Annotated in this window: 19 protein-coding genes and 1 tRNA gene; 15 read left to right on the top strand and 5 right to left on the bottom strand. The window is 67.4% G+C overall.

Features of this window, described 5'->3' with window-relative positions; all coding sequences use genetic code 11:
• Positions 1–7: 7 nt before the first annotated feature.
• Positions 8–721: an endonuclease III gene (nth, locus tag G554_RS0103290; protein WP_425393331.1), complete on the bottom strand. Its 714-nt coding sequence runs from the start codon at positions 719–721 to the stop codon at positions 8–10.
• Between the two features lie 91 nt (positions 722–812).
• Here nth and G554_RS0103285 point away from each other — a divergent pair, with 91 nt between their 5' ends.
• A complete protein-coding gene (locus tag G554_RS0103285) occupies positions 813–1514 on the top strand; it encodes a Crp/Fnr family transcriptional regulator (RefSeq protein WP_027586784.1) in 702 nt (233 codons plus the stop codon).
• A gap of 245 nt (positions 1515–1759) precedes the next feature.
• Here G554_RS0103285 and G554_RS0103280 read toward each other — a convergent pair whose 3' ends face one another.
• From G554_RS0103280 to G554_RS0103270, 3 genes are all read right to left on the bottom strand, one after another.
• On the bottom strand, positions 1760–2215 hold the full coding sequence (locus G554_RS0103280) for a RidA family protein (RefSeq protein WP_027586783.1): 456 nt from the start codon (positions 2213–2215) through the stop codon (positions 1760–1762).
• Positions 2212–2397 (bottom strand): Sp36 family protein, encoded by a 186-nt coding sequence (gene sp36, locus G554_RS0103275; RefSeq protein ID WP_027586782.1) that lies wholly within the window; start codon positions 2395–2397, stop codon positions 2212–2214. The genes G554_RS0103280 and sp36 overlap by 4 nt, the downstream gene beginning before the upstream one ends.
• A gap of 69 nt (positions 2398–2466) precedes the next feature.
• Positions 2467–2769: a WhiB family transcriptional regulator gene (locus tag G554_RS0103270; protein WP_154654158.1), complete on the bottom strand. Its 303-nt coding sequence runs from the start codon at positions 2767–2769 to the stop codon at positions 2467–2469.
• Between the two features lie 198 nt (positions 2770–2967).
• Here G554_RS0103270 and G554_RS14420 point away from each other — a divergent pair, with 198 nt between their 5' ends.
• From G554_RS14420 to G554_RS0103255, 3 genes are all read left to right on the top strand, one after another.
• Entirely contained in the window at positions 2968–5418 is a 2451-nt protein-coding gene (locus tag G554_RS14420; RefSeq protein WP_425393330.1) for a transglycosylase domain-containing protein, read from the top strand.
• A gap of 5 nt (positions 5419–5423) precedes the next feature.
• Positions 5424–6335: a metallophosphoesterase gene (locus G554_RS0103260; protein ID WP_027586780.1), complete on the top strand. Its 912-nt coding sequence runs from the start codon at positions 5424–5426 to the stop codon at positions 6333–6335.
• 136 nt (positions 6336–6471) lie between these two features.
• Positions 6472–6548: transfer RNA gene (locus G554_RS0103255), tRNA-Pro, on the top strand.
• 137 nt (positions 6549–6685) lie between these two features.
• Here G554_RS0103255 and G554_RS18495 read toward each other — a convergent pair.
• On the bottom strand, positions 6686–7540 hold the full coding sequence (locus G554_RS18495) for a MarR family winged helix-turn-helix transcriptional regulator (protein WP_051232337.1): 855 nt from the start codon (positions 7538–7540) through the stop codon (positions 6686–6688).
• Positions 7541–7690: 150 nt separating this feature from the next.
• On the opposite strand from G554_RS18495, the gene G554_RS0103245 reads away from it, so the two are divergent.
• The 11 genes from G554_RS0103245 (at position 7691) to G554_RS0103190 (ending at position 19003) form a co-directional block, all read left to right on the top strand.
• Entirely contained in the window at positions 7691–8251 is a 561-nt protein-coding gene (locus G554_RS0103245; RefSeq protein WP_027586779.1) for an LURP-one-related/scramblase family protein, read from the top strand.
• A 260-nt stretch (positions 8252–8511) separates the two neighbouring features.
• Entirely contained in the window at positions 8512–10170 is a 1659-nt protein-coding gene (locus tag G554_RS0103240) for a peptide ABC transporter substrate-binding protein (RefSeq protein WP_027586778.1), read from the top strand.
• A gap of 103 nt (positions 10171–10273) precedes the next feature.
• Positions 10274–11197, top strand: a complete 924-nt coding sequence (locus tag G554_RS0103235) for an ABC transporter permease (protein WP_027586777.1) — start codon at positions 10274–10276, stop codon at positions 11195–11197.
• Positions 11190–12209 carry an ABC transporter permease gene (locus tag G554_RS0103230; protein ID WP_084648275.1) on the top strand — a complete coding sequence of 340 codons (1020 nt, stop codon included), beginning with the start codon at positions 11190–11192 and terminating at the stop codon, positions 12207–12209. Before G554_RS0103235 ends, G554_RS0103230 begins: the two co-directional genes overlap by 8 nt.
• A 17-nt stretch (positions 12210–12226) precedes the next feature.
• A complete protein-coding gene (locus tag G554_RS0103225; RefSeq protein ID WP_027586775.1) occupies positions 12227–13258 on the top strand; it encodes an ABC transporter ATP-binding protein in 1032 nt (343 codons plus the stop codon).
• A gap of 109 nt (positions 13259–13367) precedes the next feature.
• On the top strand, positions 13368–14390 hold the full coding sequence (locus G554_RS0103220) for an ABC transporter ATP-binding protein (protein WP_051232358.1): 1023 nt from the start codon (positions 13368–13370) through the stop codon (positions 14388–14390).
• A gap of 130 nt (positions 14391–14520) precedes the next feature.
• Entirely contained in the window at positions 14521–14838 is a 318-nt protein-coding gene (locus G554_RS0103215) for a hypothetical protein (protein WP_027586773.1), read from the top strand.
• Between the two features lie 96 nt (positions 14839–14934).
• Positions 14935–16245: an ISL3-like element ISPfr18 family transposase gene (locus G554_RS0103210; RefSeq protein WP_027586772.1), complete on the top strand. Its 1311-nt coding sequence runs from the start codon at positions 14935–14937 to the stop codon at positions 16243–16245.
• Positions 16246–16419: 174 nt separating this feature from the next.
• On the top strand, positions 16420–17565 hold the full coding sequence (locus tag G554_RS14410) for a phosphatase PAP2 family protein (RefSeq protein WP_245569924.1): 1146 nt from the start codon (positions 16420–16422) through the stop codon (positions 17563–17565).
• A 165-nt stretch (positions 17566–17730) separates the two neighbouring features.
• The gene (locus G554_RS0103195; protein WP_027586771.1) at positions 17731–18549 is read left to right on the top strand and encodes a YaaA family protein; all 819 of its coding nucleotides are present in this window, start codon (positions 17731–17733) and stop codon (positions 18547–18549) included.
• A gap of 88 nt (positions 18550–18637) precedes the next feature.
• Entirely contained in the window at positions 18638–19003 is a 366-nt protein-coding gene (locus tag G554_RS0103190; RefSeq protein WP_027586770.1) for an FKBP-type peptidyl-prolyl cis-trans isomerase, read from the top strand.
• Positions 19004–19092 lie beyond the last annotated feature (89 nt).

The raw sequence follows: 19092 nt of genomic DNA, 5'->3' as shown, positions 1-19092 counted from the left end.
CGACGTCTCATCGTCTCGGCTTCCTCACCAGAGCAGCAGCCTCCAGCGGATCTGTCGGGCCCTCACCGAAGGAGGGGCACAGATCGGCCACCGGACACAGACCGCAGGCTGGTCGACGGGCATGGCAGCAGCGCCTGCCGTGCCAGATGAGGACATGGCTGAGCATCACCCAGTCGGCGGGATCGAAGAGCTGGCCCACCTGCGCCTCGATCCTCTCGGGAGTGCTCGCGCTGGTCCAGCCCAGCCTGCGGCTGACCCGCATGAAATGGGTGTCGGGGGTGAGTCCGGGCACCCCGAAGGCGTTCCCGAGCACCACATTGGCAGTCTTGCGGCCGACCCCGGGCAGCGTCACCAGGTCCGCGAGGTTCGCGGGCACCACCCCGCCGAAGTGCTCGACCAGACCGGCCGACAGCCCGGCCAGGGAGGCTGCCTTGGTGTGGTAGAAGCCCAGCGGGCGGATCACCTGCTCGATCTCGGCGATCGGTGCGTCCGCCAGTGAGGGGGCGTCCGGCCAGCGGCTGAACAACTCAGGGGTGACGGTGTTGACCCGTCGGTCGGTGGTCTGGGCCGACAACACGGTGGCGACCAACAGCTGGAAGGGGCCGGTGAAGTCCAGCTCGCAGTGCGCGTCCGGGTAGGCAGCGGCCAGCTCGGCATACATCGCCCTGGCCCTGCGGCGTCGCGACGCCAGGTCGGCGTCTGGGATCTGGACAGCACTCACCCGGGCCACAGTAGTCAACCCTGCCCCGCGCACCCGGCCTGTGGAAGGATCGGGAGCGTAGAGCAGGCTCGACACTGGAGATGGGACAGAGATGACGAGTGTGGTGGCGACTGCAGCGACGCAGCCCTTCTTCTCCGCGCTGGGGCCAGCCTCGACCTCCCGGCTGGTGGAGATCTCCGAGGTCGTGGTCTGCCCGCGCGGAGCCGTCCTCTTCGAGGCTGGTGACCCGGCCCGCGACCTGTTCCTGGTGGTGTCGGGCAAGGTGAAGCTGACCCGACCCAACCCTGTGACGACCCCCTCCCACCGGGAGTCGCTGCTGTGGCTGATGGGCCCCGGTGACATGTTCGGCGAGCTGTCCCTGGTCGATGGCGGAACCCGCTCCACGACCGCCACGACCATCACCCCGGCCAGTCTGCTGAGGGTGCCCGGCGCCGGCCTCAAGGAGCTGGTGGAGACCGAGCACGACGTCGCCCTGGCGCTGCTGGGCAGGCTCAGCGAGAGGCTGCGTCGATCCGACAACTCCACCGCCCACTTCGTGGTGGGCGGGGTACCCAGCAGGCTGGCCTTCATCCTGCTGGACCTGGCCGAGCGGTTCGGGAGGATGGATCCCGACACGGGCTGTCTGATCGTCAGCCACGACCTCACCCAGCAGGAGCTGGCGCAGGCGGTCGGGTCCTCGCGCGAGACCGTCAGCAAGGCACTGGCCGAATTCACCCAGCATGGCTGGATCCGAACCAGTCCCAAGGTGGTTGAGGTCCGGTCCCTGAAGGGTCTTCGCGGTCTGGCCGGCTGATCGTCCCTGCCGCGCACGGCGCCACACGCCGACCCCACCACCAGACCCCGCCATCGGCGGACCCCACGACGAGATGGGAACGGCCAGCACTCGGGGAGGCAGCGAAGCGGGGAGGGATCGTCCCTGCAGCGCACGGCGCCGCACGCCGACCCCACCACCAGACCCCGCCACCGGCGGACCCCACGACGAGGTGCGAACGGCCAGCACTCGGGGAGGCAGCGAAGCGAGGAGGGGTCGTCCCCTCCTCAGACCAGTACAGTCAGCTCGACCTCGACCGGGGAGTTCAACGGAAGTGCGGCGACCCCGACAGCACTGCGGGCGTGGCGCCCCGCCTCCCCGAAGATCTGCCCCAGCAGTTCTGAGGCGCCGTTGGCCACCTTCGCCTGATCGGTGAAGTCCGGGGTGCTGGAGACGAAGACCACCACTTTGAGGACGCCGCGAATGGCGTCGATGCCACCGGCCAGCGCTGCGGCGGCAGCCACCGCGTTGAGTGCCGCGATCCGGGCCTGGGCGGCCGCCTGGGCAGCATCGACCTCGGCACCGACATGACCGGTGACAGCCAGGGCTCCGGCGACGAAGGGCAGCTGCCCGGCTGTCACGATCTGGTCCGCGCTGCGGGCGGCCGGCACGTAGTCGGCCACCGGGGAGGCCACCGGCGGAAGCTCGATCCCCAGCTCGACGAGCGTGCTGGAGGCGCTCATCCCTGGGCCCCGGTGGTCGTCGCGGAGTCGGGCAGGGGGCGCTTGAAGTAGCCGACCAGGGACTCCGGATTGGGTCCGGGCACCACCTGGACTAGTTCCCATCCGTCGGTCCCGAAATTGTTGAGGATCTGCTGCGACATGTGCGTGAGGATCGGTGCGGTGAAGTATTCCCATCTGGTCATGGCGGCCAGCGTAGAGGATCAGGTCCGCGCCGACGTACCGTCAGGCGATCGGCCCTCGGCCGGTTCCCCTCAGACGGCCCGTTTCCCGCGAGCGGTAGCGGCGTCTCCCCCGTCGGCGCCCAACACTGCGCGCCAGCTGATCACGTCAGGGCGCTCGCGCAGCAGGCGGCGCCTCTCACGCTCCGTCATTCCACCCCAGACCCCCCACTCGATTCTGTTGTCGAGCGCCTCGGCAAGGCAGCGGGCGCGCACCGGACAACCGGCGCAGATCCGCCGCGCCATCCGCTGCTCCTTACCTTCGGGAAAGAGAGCGTCCGCCATTCCTCGACAGCTGGCGAGCAAGGTCCAGTCCTCAGCATCGTTGCCTGTCACAGGTGACAACTTACGCCGCAGGACTGCGCATTCACAAGGCAGGACGCCGTCAACTGTGAGGCCTCTGTCAGCCCCGGGGGCCCGTTGCCAGCCGCGAGCCGACCTCGGAGCGAGTGAACACCGTTGTCATTGAGGCATCCCGCGACACCGCCGTGTGCCATCATAAGAAGCTTGAATGAGTCGCGTATTCTCCATCCTATGGGTTCTTCGAGGTCTGGCTCACCGGGCAAGCTGTATTCATTGGCCATGTTCGGCGTGGTCAGTATCCTGGCAGGTCTCCTGATGGCCGGCTTCGTCGTCCCCTTCGCGGCGATCACCGGAGCCACCGCTCGTGCCGGAGCCGACTCGATGGAGAACCTCCCGACTGACATGACGGTCGACCCGCCGGCCCAGAAGTCCCGGATCCTGATGTCGGACGGCAGCCTGCTGGCCACCTTCTACGCAGAGAACCGCGAGTACGTCCCCCTGGACAAGATCTCACCGATCATGCAGAAGGCCCAGGTCGCCATCGAGGACAACCGTTTCTACGAGCACGGCCCGATCGACTTCCGCGGCACCGCCCGGGCACTGCTGTCCAACGCCGCCGGATCCTCCACCCAGGGCGGCTCGACACTGACTCAGCAGTACGTCAAGCAGGTCCGCGTCGAAGCGGCGGCGGCCAAGGGCGACCAGGCCGGCATCAACGCGGCTCAGGAGCAGACCCTGTCGCGCAAGATCCAGGAGCTGCGCTACGCGGTGGCGATGGAGAAGAAGTACTCCAAGGACCAGATCCTCGAGCGCTATCTCAACATCGCCTACTACGGTGACGGCGCCTACGGCGTGCAGGCCGCGGCCAAGCACTACTTCGGCACCACTGCCGACAAGCTGACCCTCCCCCAGGCGGCGATGCTCGCCGGCCTGGTGCAGAACCCGACCGCCACCGATCCGGTGCACAACCCGGACGCTGCCATGAACCGCCGCAATGTGGTGCTGAACAGGATGACCCAGCTCAAGATCATCACCCCTGCCGAGGAGTTGGCGGCCAAGAAGGTGGCCTTCGACCAGTCGAAGGTGACCACTGCGCGCAGGGGCTGCATGGCCTCGAAGTATCCCTTCGTGTGCCAGTACGTCGAGAACAGCCTGATGCAGAACCCCGCACTGGGCAAGACGAAGGATGACCGCGAGAGGATGCTGGAGCGCGGCGGCCTGACCATCAGGACCCTCATCGATCCCAAGGCCCAGGACGCCGCCCAGTCGGCGGTCTCACGGATGGTCGGCTCCACCGATCCGGTGATCGGCGGCACTGCGATCGTCCAGCCGGGCACCGGGCTCATCCTGGCGATGACCCAGTCGCGACCGGTGATGGGTTCGAACACGGGCCAGACCTACTACAACTACATGGCCTCGGCCGGGATGGGTGGCGCCGAGGGCTACCAGGCCGGCTCGACCTTCAAGGCCTTCACGATGGCTGCCGCCCTGGAGAAGGGCTACTCACTGAAGACCAGGTACACCGCCTCCTCGCCGATGGATTTCACCGGCGACACCTTCACCAATTGCAAGGGATCCTTCAAGGCCGGCGAGTTCGAGGTGAGCAACTCGGTCGGTCACTCCACCAATATCGGACTCCAGGAGGCGGCCGCCTACTCGGTCAACACCTACTTCATCCAGATGGAGCGCGACACCGGCCTGTGCAATGTCACCAAGATGGCCCAGAAGACCGGCGTCCAGCTGGCCAACGGCGGAGACATCGTCAAGCAGTACCAGAGCATCCCGTCATTCACCCTGGGTACCGCCGAGGTGACGCCATTGTCGATGGCGGCCGCCTACTCCACCTTCGCCGCACGCGGTATCCACTGCGACCCGGTGATCATCAAGTCGATCAACACCCTGGAGGGCAGCGCACTCGCCGTCCCGAGCGCCAACTGCAAGCGGGTGATGAGCCAGTCGGTGGCTGACGGCGTCAACTCGATCCTGCAGGGGGTCATGGACGGCACCGGTAGACCGGCGACCATCCCCGGCGGATACCCGCAGGCCGGCAAGACCGGCACCACCGACTCCAACCAGGCGGTCTGGTTCGCCGGCTACACGCCCAATGCCGCAGGTGTCGCGATGATCGCTGCCGACAAGTCCAGCTCCTACTTCCGCAACCGCACCGTCAAGTCCATCAAGGGTCTGTCGCTGAGCACCGGCCAGTACCTGCAGGGCTCCGGCGGCGGGGACGCCGGTCAGATCTACCGGGTCGCGATGGCCGGTGTGCTGGCGGGCAAGCCCAAGACGCCGTTCACCGGACCGACCAGCAGCGTCATCGAGGGCAAGAAGATCACCCTGCCCGATGTCTCCGGCCTGAGCTACGACGAGGCCAAGGCGAAACTCAACGCGGCCGGTTTCCCGACCCAGACCCAACGGGTCACCGATGACAGCCCCGAGGGCACCTTCCTGGGGACCTACCCGACCGGATCGGCCAGCCTGGGCGCCACCGTGTACCTCCAGATCTCACGAGGGCCGGCGCCCGTCGTGGTCCCGCAGGCTCCGCAGACCAGCAGCTCGGGCAGTTCCAGCAGCAACCCCACCAGCGGCCCCACCACCAGCGCCCCGCAATCCTCCCAGCCGGCCAGCAATCCCACTCAGCCCACCGGAGGGTCGACCAGCTCGTCCAACAAGGGCCGGTGACCACCGTGAGATGGGCCCGGACCACCGCACAGGTGGCGGCCGCCGAGCTGGGGATCGCCGGCCTGGGACTGGGCTACGGGATCATCGAGGCCCACAGGTTCACCTTGCGGAGGTTCACCGTGCCGGTACTGGCACCGGGGTCGACACCGATCCGGGTGCTGCACATCTCCGATCTGCATCTGCTGGCCCGTCAGCACGCCAAACTCGAGTGGGTCTCCCGGCTCGCCGGGCTGGAACCGGATCTGGTGGTCAACACCGGGGACAATTTCGCCTCGGATGACGCCCTGGAACCCCTGCTGGACTGCCTGTCGGAGCTCCTGAGGGTTCCCGGCGTCTTTGTCTTCGGATCCAACGACTATCTCAAGCCGGTCTTCAAGAACCCCTTCGGCTACCTGCTGCACGGACGTTCGGAACGCACCGAGGGTGACCTCCCCACGCTTGACTTCGAGGCTCTCCGTCGGGCTTTCACCGAGGCCGGGTGGCTGGATCTCAACGACCGGAGCGGATCACTGGAGGTGGCCGGACGCCGGCTGGCCTTCCGCGGCACCGACGACGCCCACCACGAGAGGGACCACTACGAGCGAGTGGCCGGGCCCGCCGATCCGCACGCCGACCTCAATGTCGGCGTCACCCATGCCCCCTACCGACGGGTGCTGGACGCCATGACCGCCGACGGGATGGACCTCATCCTGGCCGGACACACCCATGGCGGCCAGGTCTGCCTGCCGTTCAAGGGCGCTCTCATCACCAACTGCGATATCGACCCGGCACGGGTCAAGGGGTTGTCGACCCATCGGGCCGAAGGTCGCACCGCATGGCTGCATGTCTCGGCGGGGCTGGGCTCCTCCCCGTTCGCCCCCTACCGCACCTTCTGCCAGCCCGAGGCCAGCCTGCTGACACTGGTGGCTCGGCACTGAGCCGCCAGGACTGGGCCTTCCCGGACCGGATCGGGCGGGCCCGCGGGGCCCAGGTCAGGCCGATTGGTGAGGGACGAGTCGATTGGGCTAAGCTGGCCCTCGGCTCTACGGGCTGGTGACAGCCCTGCCGAGGCATCGGGGTGTGGCGCAGTTTGGTAGCGCGCCTCGTTCGGGACGAGGAGGTCGCAGGTTCAAATCCTGTCACCCCGACCATGTGATGTCTCAGGACATCGCAATAGCCCGAACCCACGGATCGTGGGTTCGGGCTATTGCTTTCTGCGGGTGGGTCCGCGGCGCACCGTTGATCGGTGACCGCGGTCGGGGTCGATGGTGAGCTCGCGCGGACGCGGTCACTGACCCGGCCGTCCGCCTGCCCATCGGGAGCCCGAGTGCGAGCCTGGGCCGTGCGGGCCGTGACCATGACGATGGTGACCCGCACCGCGGGACCCGTGGTCCTCCGGCCTCTCGAATCCCCCGTGCCTCTCGAATCCCCCGTGCCTCTCGGGACCGCAGGGACCCTCTTCCGGAGGCACCGGAGCGCCTCCTGGGCCGCCCCAGGGACCGAAGCCCGGAAAACCGGGGAGTCCCGGGAAGCCGGCGGGGCCCGGATGGTCGCCGTGGGGATGCGGACCGGCGGCTCGGGACCGCCAGAACTCGGCGACCATCTCGCGACGGTGCTCGAGATCACCACCGACGCGCTCCTCGAGCTCATCGATGATCCGGCCGAGGAAGCCGGCCAGGGTGGCCGCCTCCTCGTCGCTGAGGCAGTCCATCAGCCCCGGCCTCGATGAGGCGGCGGAGTCCTGGTCCTGATCGATCGCGCGGCCGGCCTCGGTGAGGCTGACGAGCACGGTGCGACGGTCCTCCTCGGAGGGCCTGCGCTCGACGAGCCCCTGGCCCTCCAGCTTGCGCAGCAGCTCGGCGATCGACTGGCGCGACATCCCCATCAGATAGGTCAGTTCGCGCTGGGTCATCTCCGGCTTGAGTTTCAGCAGGGCCAGAGCCCGTCCCTGTCCGTGCCGCGGGTCTCGCCACGGCTCGGCCCTCCGGCCGCCTCGGCGTCGATCCTGGAACTGCAGGACGGCGAGGTAGCTCAGCCGTTCGGCAGCCAGGCGTCGCGGATCGATCTGCTCGCTGGCCGATCCCTGGTCGTCGGTGGGCCCATCGGCCCTGTCCTCTGGTGGGTTGGTGGTGTTCTCTGTCATGTGAGTGGTCCTCTCATCGATCACTGGATATCTGTCAGGTACCTGACATATCTCCAGGATGCCCTCCCCCTGCCCGATTGTCAACTACCTGACAAATGACTCACGGAGTGTCCTCCCGGCTGGGCCGGTCCGGCACGAGACGATGGTGCCGTGGCACTCGTCGACCAGAACGTCCTCATCCTCCAGCAGATCCGGTCCTTCCTCCGCAACGACTTCGCCATCCTGGATGCCTCGGGCGCCCAGATCGCCAGCATCCACACGGAGGGTTCGGGGGCCTCGCGTGCACTCGTCGGGGCCCGCGACCTCACAGTCGTGGAGAACGGCTACCCGGTGTTGCGGATCTCTGACCCGCACAATCTGTTCTCCCGTGACACCTACACCGTCAGCGACGGCAACGGCCTGTCGATGGCCACCATCACCAAGCAGTTCTCACTGCTGTCGCGCACCATGCGGGTGGAGCTGAGTGATGGCAGCCTGCTGCAGTGCACCGGATCGGTGTTCCGCCGCGACTTCACCATCAGTCAGGGGTCCGCGGTGGCCGCCCGCGTCACCCGGGCGATGGTCGGGCTGTCCCAGGCCCTGATGGGCCATGACCGTTACGTGCTCGAGCTGGCCCCCGATCTGCCGCCGCTGCACCGCGGGGCGATGATCGGGACCGTCATCGCCATTGATCTGATCCGCGCCAAGGAGAGTCGCAACCATTCCTCGTGAATCCTGCTGAGCCCGTGTCCCGCCATGGCCTCTCCCCCTGCCCACCATTCAGGTGTCGGGCGTGACATTCCTGACATTGCCCCGTCCGATGGTTGCGAAATGCTAACGATGCTGTTTCGCGAACGTGAAATCGGGGCAGCAGCCGTTGTGCGAGGGGCAAGATCTGACCCTGTCCATCCTGTGTATCAGCCGTGCTGAGACCGAGGGGTGGCCGGCGGTGCCAGATAGGCATCGTCTCCAATTGCTCCGAGGAGACATTGATGCGTCGAATCACGCCACTCGTGGCGCTCTCGATTTCGGGGGTGATGCTGCTGGCAGCTTGCGGTCAGGACGTCGCCGCACCGAGCGACTCGTCCAGTTCCAGCGCCGGTACTGCCACGTCGGCCGGACCCGCCAAGGACGGCGGAACGATCACCGTCCGAGGCTGCACCGCCCAGAACCCGCTCATCCCCTCAGACACCAATGAGGTCTGCGGAGGCAACGTCCTGGACGCCGTGACGGCCAAGCTCGTGCACTACAACTCCGACACCGCGGCCCCCGAGCTCGATGTCGCCCAGTCGATCGAGACCACCGACAACCAGCACTTCACGGTCAAGCTCAACCCCGGATACAAGTTCTCCGATGGCACCGAGGTCAAGGCGAAGAACTTCGTCGACGGCTGGAACTGGGCGGCCTACGGCCCCAATGCCCAGCAGAACGCGTACTTCTTCGAGCCGATTGCCGGCTACACCGACGTCCAGTGCGGCGACGCCGACTGCAAGGTCAAGCCCAAGGCCAAGACCATGAGCGGACTGAAGGTCGTCGACGACCACACCTTCACGATCTCCACCAGCGAGAAGGTCTCCAACCTCAAGGTGCGACTGGGTTACACCGCCTTCGCCCCGCTGCCGGACTCCTTCCTGGCCAACCCCACCGACAAGAAGTGGGAGAAGTTCCCGATCGGCGCCGGCCCGTTCACGATCAGCCAGAACACGGCCACCCAGATCGTGCTCAAGAAGAACCCGAATTACTCCGGCAAGGTCAAGCCGCACGTCGATGAGGTCGACTACAAGATCTACAACGACGCCGGCCCCGCCTACAACGACGTGGTCGCCAACAATCTGGACGTCTCCGACCTGATCCCCACCGATCAGCTCACCAACGATCAGTGGAAGAACGATCTGCCGAACCGCTGGGGGATCCGCCAGTCCGGCGTCACCCAGACCATCACGGCCTCCAGCAAGGACAAGCAGCTGGCCAACCAGGACCTCATCAAGGCCCTGAGCATGGACATCGACCGGGCCACCATCACCAAGCAGATCTTCGCCGGGTCGCGCACCCCCGCCGACGGCTGGGTCTCCCCGGTGGTCGACGGCTACAAGAAGGGCCAGTGCGGCCAGTGGTGCACCTATGACAAGACCAAGGCCAAGGCCATGTACGACAAGGCCGGCGGCTACAAGGGCACCCTCACCATCGCAGTCAACGGCGACGGTGACCACAAGGCCTGGTCCCAGGCCGTCTGCAACGGCTGGAAGAACGACCTCGGCCTCAACTGCCAGCTCAAGGTCGCCCCGGACTTCAAGACCCTGCGCGACCAGGTCACCAAGCGTGAGCTGATGGGCTTCTTCCGCACCGGCTGGCAGATGGACTACCCCTCCATCGAGAACTTCCTCACCCCGCTGTACGCCACCGGAGCCTCGTCGAATGACGGCGACTACTCCAACAAGGCCTTCGACGCCAAACTGCAGCAGGCCGCGGCCGCCCCCGACGACGCCCAGGCCAACAAGCTGTACCAGGAGGCCGAGGCGCTGCTGGCGCAGGACATGCCGGCGATCCCGCTGTGGACCGTGTCGACGCCCTATGCCTGGTCCACCAAGGTGACCAACGTCAAACTCACTCCGTTCGGCACCATCGACCTGACCGCGATCAGCGTCAAGTGATCCAACCCCGAATGGTCCAGCTGGTCTGACCACAGACGGTCCGCCGGACATCAGTCCGGCGGACCGTCCCCAGTTGGGAGGAGACAGTTGTGAGGAGTCCGAAGTGCTGAAATACGTCATCCGGCGGCTGCTGCAGATGATCCCGGTGATCATCGGTGCCACGTTCATCCTGTTCTGTTTGGTCTTCGCGCTGCCCGGCGACCCCACTGCCGGACGATGCGGCGAGAGGCCGTGCCCGCCCGCCTATGTGGCCGCCTTCCGCGCCGAGTACCACCTGGACCAACCCCTGCTGGCGCAGTACGGCATCTACATGAGCAAGCTGCTGCGGGGAGATCTCGGCGTGAACTTCTACGGCAACACGGTCATCAGCGAGCTGGCCATCCGATACCCGGTGACGATCCGGCTGGCGCTCATCGCAGTGCTCGTCGAGATCTTCGTCGGCATCTCCGCCGGGGTGGTCGCCGGCGTCTGCAAGGGCAGGTTCGTCGACTACCTCATCCTGGTCTCCTCCCTGGTGGTCATCTCCATCCCAATCTTCGTCATCGGCTCCCTGGCGCAGCTGGTCTTCGGCATGAAACTGGGCTGGTTCCCGGTGACCGCCGGCGATGGCTCCTGGGGGCAGCTGGTGTTACCAGGGTTCGTGCTGGGCGCCCTGTCGGTGGCCTACGTGGCCCGGCTGACCCGGGCCAACCTCATCGACAACCAGCACGCCGACTACGTGCGTACCGCCAAGGCCAAGGGACTGTCCAGTTTCCGGATCGTCACCATCCACACCCTGCGCAACTCGCTGATCCCGGTGATCACCTTCATCGGCTACGACTTCGGGGCCTTGATGGGCGGTGCGATCGTCACCGAGCGGATCTTCAACATCAACGGGATCGGCAACTTCATCTTCCGCTCGATCAGCCAGCGGGACGGCGTCTCGGTGGTCGGCGCGGTGACCTGCCTGGTCCTTGTCTATCTGCTCGCCAACCTCCTCGTCGATCTGCTGTACGGGGTGCTCGACCCGAGGATCAGCCATGACTGACCAACTGAACACCACTGCACGACGCACCACTGGTGAGAGCGAGGCCATCGGCGGCTCGGGGGCCGAGGCCGGAGCCGCCACCCTGGCGTCGGACCTGTCGGGCATCGACGCGACCGTCGGCGGCCCGGTGGTCGGCACCCGGCCGCGATCGCTGTGGACCGACGCCTGGCACGATCTGCGGCGCGACCCGCTGTTCTGGATCTCGGCGGTGCTGATCGTCGTCTTCATCGTGATGGCGCTGTTCCCCGGCGTGTTCACCGGCAAGGATCCACGTGCGTGCGATCTGGCGGCGGCCCGCCATCTGCCTTCCCCGGTGCACTGGTTCGGCACCGATATCCAGGGCTGCGACGTCTACGCCCGCACCATCTACGGCGCCCGCTCCTCCATTCTGGTGGGCATCCTGGCCACCATGGGGACCGCGATCATCGGCTCCGCCTTCGGACTGGTCGCCGGGTTCCGGGGCGGCTGGCTGGACGCCCTGCTGAGCCGCACCGGCGACATCTTCTATGCCATCCCGCTGCTGCTGGGCGGCATCATCATCCTGTACACCTTCCCCAACCAGGTGGGCACTCCCTACATCGTCGTGGTCCTCAAGGTGGTGGCGGCGCTGGCCATCCTCGGCTGGCCCTCGATCGCTCGCCTGATGCGCTCCTCGGTACTCCAGGTGATGCCCAACGACTACATCCAGGCCGCCAAGGCGCTGGGAGCCCGGCCCGGCCGGATCATCCTCAGCCACGTGCTGCCCAACGCGATGGCCCCGGTGATGGTGGTCTCAGCCATCAATCTGGGCAGCTACATCGCGATCGAGGCGACGCTGAGCTATCTGGGTATCGGCCTCCAGGAACCGGCGATCTCCTGGGGCGTCTCGATCTCGGACGCCTCCGGACTGGGATATGTGCGGTCGGCCCCGCACATGCTGCTGTTCCCCTCGCTGTTCCTGTCACTGGCCGTGCTGGCCTTCATCTTCCTCGGCGAGGCTGCCCAGAACGCCTTCGACCCCAAGCGTCACTGACCGGAAGGATTCAGCGAATGTCTCGAAAGTCGACACGTCTCGATCTCAGACCGACCGACGGCAAGGTCCTGGACGTCAATGATCTCCATGTCGAGTTCCGCACCCGGGACGGTGTCGCGAAGGCGATCAACGGCGTCACCTTCTCGCTGTCCCACAGCGAGACCCTGGCCATCCTGGGCGAGTCGGGATCAGGCAAGTCGGTGACCGCCCAGGCCATCATGGGAATCCTCGACACCCCGCCGGCCTACGTCACCGGGGGCCAGGTGAACTACTGCGGCACCGATCTGCTGAAGATGGAGGAGAAGGACATGCGCCGGGTCCGCGGGGACCACATCGCGATGATCTTCCAGGATGCGCTGAGCTCCCTCAATCCGGTCTTCCCGGTGGGCTGGCAGATCGCCGAGATGTTTCGGGTGCACCGCGGGATGAACCGATCCGACGCCCAGGCCGAGGCCGTCAAGCTGATGGAGAGAGTGCGCATCCCGGCCGCCAAGGAGCGCGCCGGCAACTACCCGCACCAGTTCTCCGGAGGGATGCGCCAGCGGATCATGATCGCGATGGCGATCGCGTTGAACCCGAGGGTGCTGATCGCCGACGAGCCCACCACTGCGCTGGACGTCACCGTCCAGGCGCAGATCATGACCCTTCTCAAGGAGCTCCAGGAGGAGTCGGGGATGGGTCTCATCCTCATCACCCACGACCTGGGAGTGGTGGCCGATGTCGCCGACGACATCGCGGTGATGTACTGCGGCCGGTTCGTCGAGCACTGCGACGTCCACCGGCTCTACGCCAATCCGGCCCACCCCTACACCGTCGGGCTGATCGACTCGATCCCCCGGCTCGACCAGAAGGGAGAGCAGCTCTACGCGATCGGCGGGCTGCCTCCGTCGCTGACCAATCTGCCGACCGGGTGCTCCTTCAACCCTCGCTGCCGATTCGCCACCGACAAGTGCCGCACACCTGGCGCCCCGCCCCTGATCGAGGTCGAGGACGGCCGGTTCGCGGCCTGCTACCACACCGAGGAGGTGCTCAACCGTGAGCGAGTCTGAGCTGAGCAGCGGTTCCGAACCGCGCAGGGCACTGACGCCGTCGGGCGTCGGTCCGACCACAGAGGACCTCGGACCGACCCGGGCGAGCCGCCACGTCGGCGTCGAACCGATCCTGTCGGCCCGCAACCTCACCAAGTACTACCCGCTGTCCAGCGGGGTGATCCGCCACACCGTCGGCCATGTGAAGGCCGTCGACGGGGTCTCCTTCGACCTGTTCCCCGGCGAGACGCTGGGCATCGTCGGGGAGTCCGGCTGCGGGAAGTCGACGCTGGGGCGGTTGCTGGTGAGCCTGGAGAAGCCCACCTCCGGGTCGATCATCTTCCAGGGCCAGGACATCACCACACTGCGCGGCTCGCAGATGCGACGCCTTCGCCGCGACATCCAGATCGTCTTCCAGGACCCCTACACCTCCCTTGACCCGCGCAAGACGGTCGGCGACATCATCGCCGAGCCCTTCAAGATCCACCCCGAGGTGGTGCCGGCCGGCCGACGGCAAGCCCGGGTCAAGGAGCTGCTGGAACTGGTGGGGCTCAATCCCGAGCACATCAACCGCTACCCCCATGAGTTCTCCGGCGGGCAGCGTCAGCGGATCGGCATCGCCCGCGGCATCGCGCTGAACCCGAAGGTGCTGGTCTGCGACGAGCCGGTCTCGGCCCTGGACGTCTCGGTCCAGGCGCAGGTGGTCAACCTGCTGGTCCGCCTCCAGAAGGATCTCAATCTGGCCTACATCTTCGTGGCCCACGACCTGTCGGTGGTCCGTCACATCTCCGACCGGGTCGGGGTGATGTACCTCGGCAGGTTCATGGAGATGGGGGACGAGGACCAGATCTACGACCGTTCCACCCACCCCTACACCCAGGCCCTGATGTCGGCGGTGCCGGTGCCCGACCCGGAGGCTCGCGACAAGAGGGAACTCATCGTGCTGCACGGCGACGTCCCCTCGCCGGCCAACCCGCCCTCGGCATGCCGCTTCCACACCCGCTGCTGGCGGGCCCACGAGGACTGCTCGGTGAAGGTCCCGGAACTGCTACCCCGAGACGACGGAGCCGGTGGCCACGACTCGGCCTGCCTGTACGCCGAGGTGTTCTCCAAGGCCTCAGAGGACATCACGGCGGCCGATCAGGTCGGCTGAGGGTGGTTCTCCCACGGTGAAAACCTGGAGGTTACCCCGAGTACATCTCAGCTTCATCTCAGGTCGATAGCGTCTCCGACGACACGGACCCCTTTCTGGAGCCCGCCGATCTGGGAGGACATACCACCGCATGACCTGCACGACGACACGGCCAGGGACCAGGCCGAACACCACACCACGTTCGCATCTGCGCACCGCTCTCAAGGCAGCCACGGCAGCCGCGGTGCTCGGTGCCACCGTGGTCGCCTCCGGAGCCACCGCCTCGGCGGCCGGATACCCCAGCGACTCCACCCCGCCCGACCTGGTCTCGGCTCTGGGCGGCTACTTCTCGGTCTGGCAGCCCTCGGGGGCCAACGACCTGCACGGCACCGTGAAGGATCCCGGAACCCTGCAGTGGAACGACCGGCTCACCAGCTGGATCAACCAGAACGCGGCTCTTCGCAGTTGAGGGTGTAGCCCGGGACCGCCGGCTGGTTCGCGGATAGGCGTCGAGGTCTTCCAGGATGGAAGTTCTCACGCTCACCATCCGCCGGAAGACCTCGACTTGCACCACCCTACGTTCGTGACCCCTGACCTGACCACGTTCTGCCGTCTCGACGAGCTCGGCCTTCAAGCCGTCGGGCAGCTGCTCGAGGCCGATCGGGCGGTGCTGGAGTGCCGCGTCGTCGAGGACGACCCGTGGTGTCGGAAGTGCGGCGCGGAGGGCGTGCCGCGTGACACGGTGACGCGGCCGCTGGCGCATGAGCCGTTCGGGCATCGGCCGACGACGCTGCTGGTCCGGGTGCGCCGCTACCGGTGCACGCACTGCCGCCGGACCTGGCGGCAGGACACGTCGAAGGCGGCGGCGCCGAGGGAGAAGATCTCCCGCGGCGGGATCGGGTGGGCACTCACGGCGATCGTGGTCGACCACCTCACCGTCTCCCGCGCCGCAGCAGGGCTCGGGGTGTCGTGGCATACCGCGAACACCGCGATCATCGCCGAAGGCAAGCGTCGCCTGATCGACGACCCGGCGAGGTTCGACGGGGTCACCACGATCGGTGTCGATGAGCACGTCTGGCGTCACACACGGTTTGGCGAGAAGGACGTGACCGTGATCATCGACCTCACCCCCGCGAGGAACAAGACGGGCCCGGCCAGGCTGCTGGACATGGTCGAGGGCCGCTCGAAGCAGGTGTTCAAGGAGTGGCTCGCCGCCCGGCCTGCGGAGTGGTCGAGCCGGATCGAGGTGGTCGCGATGGACGGGTTCTCCGGGTTCAAGACCGCCGCGGCCGAAGAGCTCCCCGACGCGGTCCCGGTGATGGACCCGTTCCACGTCGTCCGCCTGGCCGGCGACGCGCTCGACCGGACCCGGCAGCGCGTCCAGCAAGACACACTCGGGCACCGCGGTCACGCCGGCGACCCGCTCTACGGGGTCCGCCGCACCCTCCACACCGGCGCGAGCTTCCTCACCAAGAAACAGACCGCGCGGCTCGACGCGGTGTTCGCCGCCGAGGAGCACGTCGAGGTCGAAGCGACCTGGGGCATCTACCAGCGCATCGTCGCCGCCTACCGCGAACCCGACAAGAACAAGGCGAAGGAGATGATGCGGGCGGTGATCGACTCTGTCAGCAACGGCGTCCCCGCGCTGCTCAACGAGATCCGTCGCCTCGGCCGCACGCTGAAGCAGCGCGCCGCGGACATCCTCGCGTTCTTCGACCGCCCCGGAACGAGCAACGGCCCAACGGAGGCCATCAACGGCCGGCTCGAGCACCTTCGCGGTTCCGCCCTCGGCTTCCGGAACCTCACGCACTACGTCGCCAGATCGCTCCTCGAAGCCGGCGGATTCAGACCGCTCCTACACTCTCATTCGCGATGAGCCCAGAACGCCACCAAGAACCAGCAGTTCCGCGCCCTCCAGAACTCGGCCTACAAGAACGCCGACGGCTCGGGCTATGACCAGTCCATCTCGATCGCCGACGGCCTGGGCCAGTCCCTGGGCAAGATCTACGCGACCGGCCGCATCGAGGGCAAACTGCCCCTGGTCGACGCCTTGATCTCCAGCGAGAACGGCACCACCGGCGCCTATGTGGGAACCGGCCAGGCCAAGGCCACCTTCAGCTACCCGCGCCCCTTCCTGGCGGCCAGCGCCACCTCCAAGGCGGTCGAGGGCGACGAGGCGGCCTGTGATCCCTCGAAGATCAACGGCTCCTCGGTGACCCCGAACCGGACGGGCAAGGACTGGGCCAATGCTGATGGTTCGCTGAAGATCACCCGGCTGGCGCCGGTGGTCGACAGCACCCACGACTTCGCCTCCACCGATGTCTCGCTGGACCCCGGCTACGGCACCGCGGGGATCTGCACCGGCGGCTCCTACCCGTCGGGCCACACCACCACCGCCTACCAGGCCGGCATCACCCTGGCGACTCTGCTGCCCGAGCTGGCGCCCGAGATCCTGGCGCGCACCTCCGAGGCCGGTAACAACCGGATCGTGCTCGGCGTCCACTACCCGCTGGACATCATGGGCGGACGGATCGACGGCGAGGCGGCGCTGGCCACCCGGTGGTCCGACGCCCAGTTCCGCACCGAGGTGCTGAACCCGGCCCGCCAGGAGCTGATCAACTACCTCCAGGCCCAGTGCGGCGATCTGCTGGCCAAGTGCATCGCCAAGGACAAGGCCTACACCGACAATCCCTACGGCGGTAAGGCCATCCCCGGCGGCACCAGCCAGATCGTCACCGATCGGCAGTCCGCGGTGAAGGTCTACACCGAGCGGATCGACTACGGCTTCACGCCCACCCACTCGACCACTGCGGCACCTGCGGTTCCCCAGGGCGCCGAGAACCTGCTGCTGACCGCCTTCCCGACCCTCACCGATGCCCAGCGCACCTCGGTGCTGGCTCAGACCCAGGTCGCCTCCGGCAACGTCCTGGACCTGTCGGGTACCTCCAACTCGGGTTCCTGGCAGCGCCTCAACCTGGCGGCCGCCACCTCTGCGACCGTCCAGCTCAATGCCGACGGTTCGGTGAAGGTGACCTCGGTCGGCGGTGAGGCGAAGGTCGTCAAGGCCGGAGTGCCCTCCACCCCGACCCCCGAGCCGAGCTCGCCGGCCTCCCCGGTGGTCCCGCCGGCCACCAACCCCTCGGCCACCTCCACCGGCTCCCCGAGCCGGCCCGGGCTGCCGAGCACCGGAGTCTGATTCCGGGTTCCTCTGCGGGCTCCGGCGATCGAGCCGAGCCCATCACCCGATGACGCCGCCGAGCATCTGCTCGGCGGCGTCATCGTCGTCCCACCGTCTGGGCCCGGCGGGTCGCGGCGGGCCGGCGTCTCGATGTCGGGGCGCCCGGTGGCTAGTCTTCTGCGGGTGCTGATCCTCGTCTCCCCCGCCAAATCCCTCGACCTGGAGTCCCCGCTGACCACCCGGCGCTCCACCCTGCCCCGCTACCTCGACCAGGCCGAGATCCTCATCGAGATCATGCGCACCAAGCCGGTCGCCGAGCTGCGCCGGCTGATGGGGATCTCCGAGGAGCTGGCGGTGCTCAATGCCGACCGCTACCGCGATTTCCAGACGCCGTTCACCCCGGCCAACGCGCGCCCGGCAGCGTTGACCTTCAACGGCGCGGTGTACCAGGGGATGGCTCCACGGACCTTCGACCAGCGCGACTGGACCGAGGCCGGGAAGACCCTGCGCATCCTGTCGGGGCTCTACGGGATCCTGCGTCCGCTGGACCTCATCCAGCCCTACCGGCTGGAGATGGGCATCAAGGTGGCCAACGATCGCGGACCCGACCTGTACTCCTTCTGGCGGCCCCGGCTCACCCGGGCGGTCGCCGAGGATCTGGCCTGCTCCCCCGGCGCCAGGGTGATCGTCAACCTGGCCTCGGCGGAGTACGCCGGTGGCGTGGACCTGACGGGCCTGTCGCAGCGGTTCGCGGCCGGCAATGCCGGTGAGCCGGGGTTCGGGGCCAGGGTCGTCTCGCCCCGTTTCGAGGACCGCGACCAGTCCGGCCGGTGGAAGGTGATCTCATTTGCGGCCAAGCGGGCCCGAGGGCTGATGGCCGGCTGGCTGGTGCGCGAGCGGGTGCGTTCGGCTCGCGGCGTCACGAGATTCTCACTGGGCGGATACCGGTACTGCCCGGAGCCCTCCACCGCTGGGGTGCCGGTCTTCCGCCAGCTCGGCTGACCGGCGTCCTGCCTCGGTGGGGTTCGCGGTGCCGGGCCTGTCGCTGCCGTCTTCCCGTCGGGGGACCGATGCCCATAGGGTGGACGCCATGCAGAAGCCTGAAGTCACCCTGCCCGATTCGGCCCCCGACGATCTCGTGATCGAGGACATCATCGTCGGCGACGGTCCCGAGGCGGCGGCCGGAAACCTCGTCGATGTGCACTACGCCGGTGTCGCCCTCAGCAGCGGCAAGGAGTTCGACGCCTCCTACAACCGCGGGGAGGCGCTGTCCTTCCAGCTCGGCGTCGGCCAGGTCATCCCCGGCTGGGACACCGGCGTGCAGGGCATGAAGGTCGGCGGGCGCCGCAAGCTCACCATCCCCTACCAGCTGGCCTACGGCGAGCGCGGGATCCCCGGGGTCATCGCCCCCAAGGAGACCCTCGTCTTCGTGTGCGACCTGGTCAACGTCATCTGAGGCCCTCCCGCACCACTTCTTCCTGTTCTCGGCGAAGGCCCCGGCGCTTTGTGGCGCCGGGGCCTTCGGCGTGCCGGGGCCTCGTTATG

The sequence above is a fragment of the Acidipropionibacterium thoenii DSM 20276 genome (genome assembly GCF_000423445.1).
In the GTDB taxonomy this organism is placed as follows: Bacteria; Actinomycetota; Actinomycetes; order Propionibacteriales; family Propionibacteriaceae; genus Acidipropionibacterium; species Acidipropionibacterium thoenii.
Note: the sequence above shows the minus strand (reverse complement) of the source record. Positions and strands in the feature narration are given on the sequence as shown.

Bases quoted from the DNA above. Each gene is read 5' to 3' on its own strand.
- G554_RS0103225 (WP_027586775.1), top strand. From the start codon at position 12,227: ATGTCTCGAAAGTCGACACGTCTCGATCTCAGACCGACCGACGGCAAG.
- G554_RS0103190 (WP_027586770.1), top strand. From the start codon at position 18,638: ATGCAGAAGCCTGAAGTCACCCTGCCCGATTCGGCCCCCGACGATCTC.
- G554_RS0103240 (WP_027586778.1), top strand. From the start codon at position 8,512: ATGCGTCGAATCACGCCACTCGTGGCGCTCTCGATTTCGGGGGTGATG.
- G554_RS0103230 (WP_084648275.1), top strand. From the start codon at position 11,190: ATGACTGACCAACTGAACACCACTGCACGACGCACCACTGGTGAGAGC.
- G554_RS0103285 (WP_027586784.1), top strand. From the start codon at position 813: ATGACGAGTGTGGTGGCGACTGCAGCGACGCAGCCCTTCTTCTCCGCG.
- G554_RS0103280 (WP_027586783.1), bottom strand. From the start codon at position 2,215: ATGAGCGCCTCCAGCACGCTCGTCGAGCTGGGGATCGAGCTTCCGCCG.
- G554_RS18495 (WP_051232337.1), bottom strand. From the start codon at position 7,540: ATGACAGAGAACACCACCAACCCACCAGAGGACAGGGCCGATGGGCCC.
- sp36 (WP_027586782.1), bottom strand. From the start codon at position 2,397: ATGACCAGATGGGAATACTTCACCGCACCGATCCTCACGCACATGTCG.
- G554_RS0103215 (WP_027586773.1), top strand. From the start codon at position 14,521: ATGACCTGCACGACGACACGGCCAGGGACCAGGCCGAACACCACACCA.
- G554_RS14420 (WP_425393330.1), top strand. From the start codon at position 2,968: ATGGGTTCTTCGAGGTCTGGCTCACCGGGCAAGCTGTATTCATTGGCC.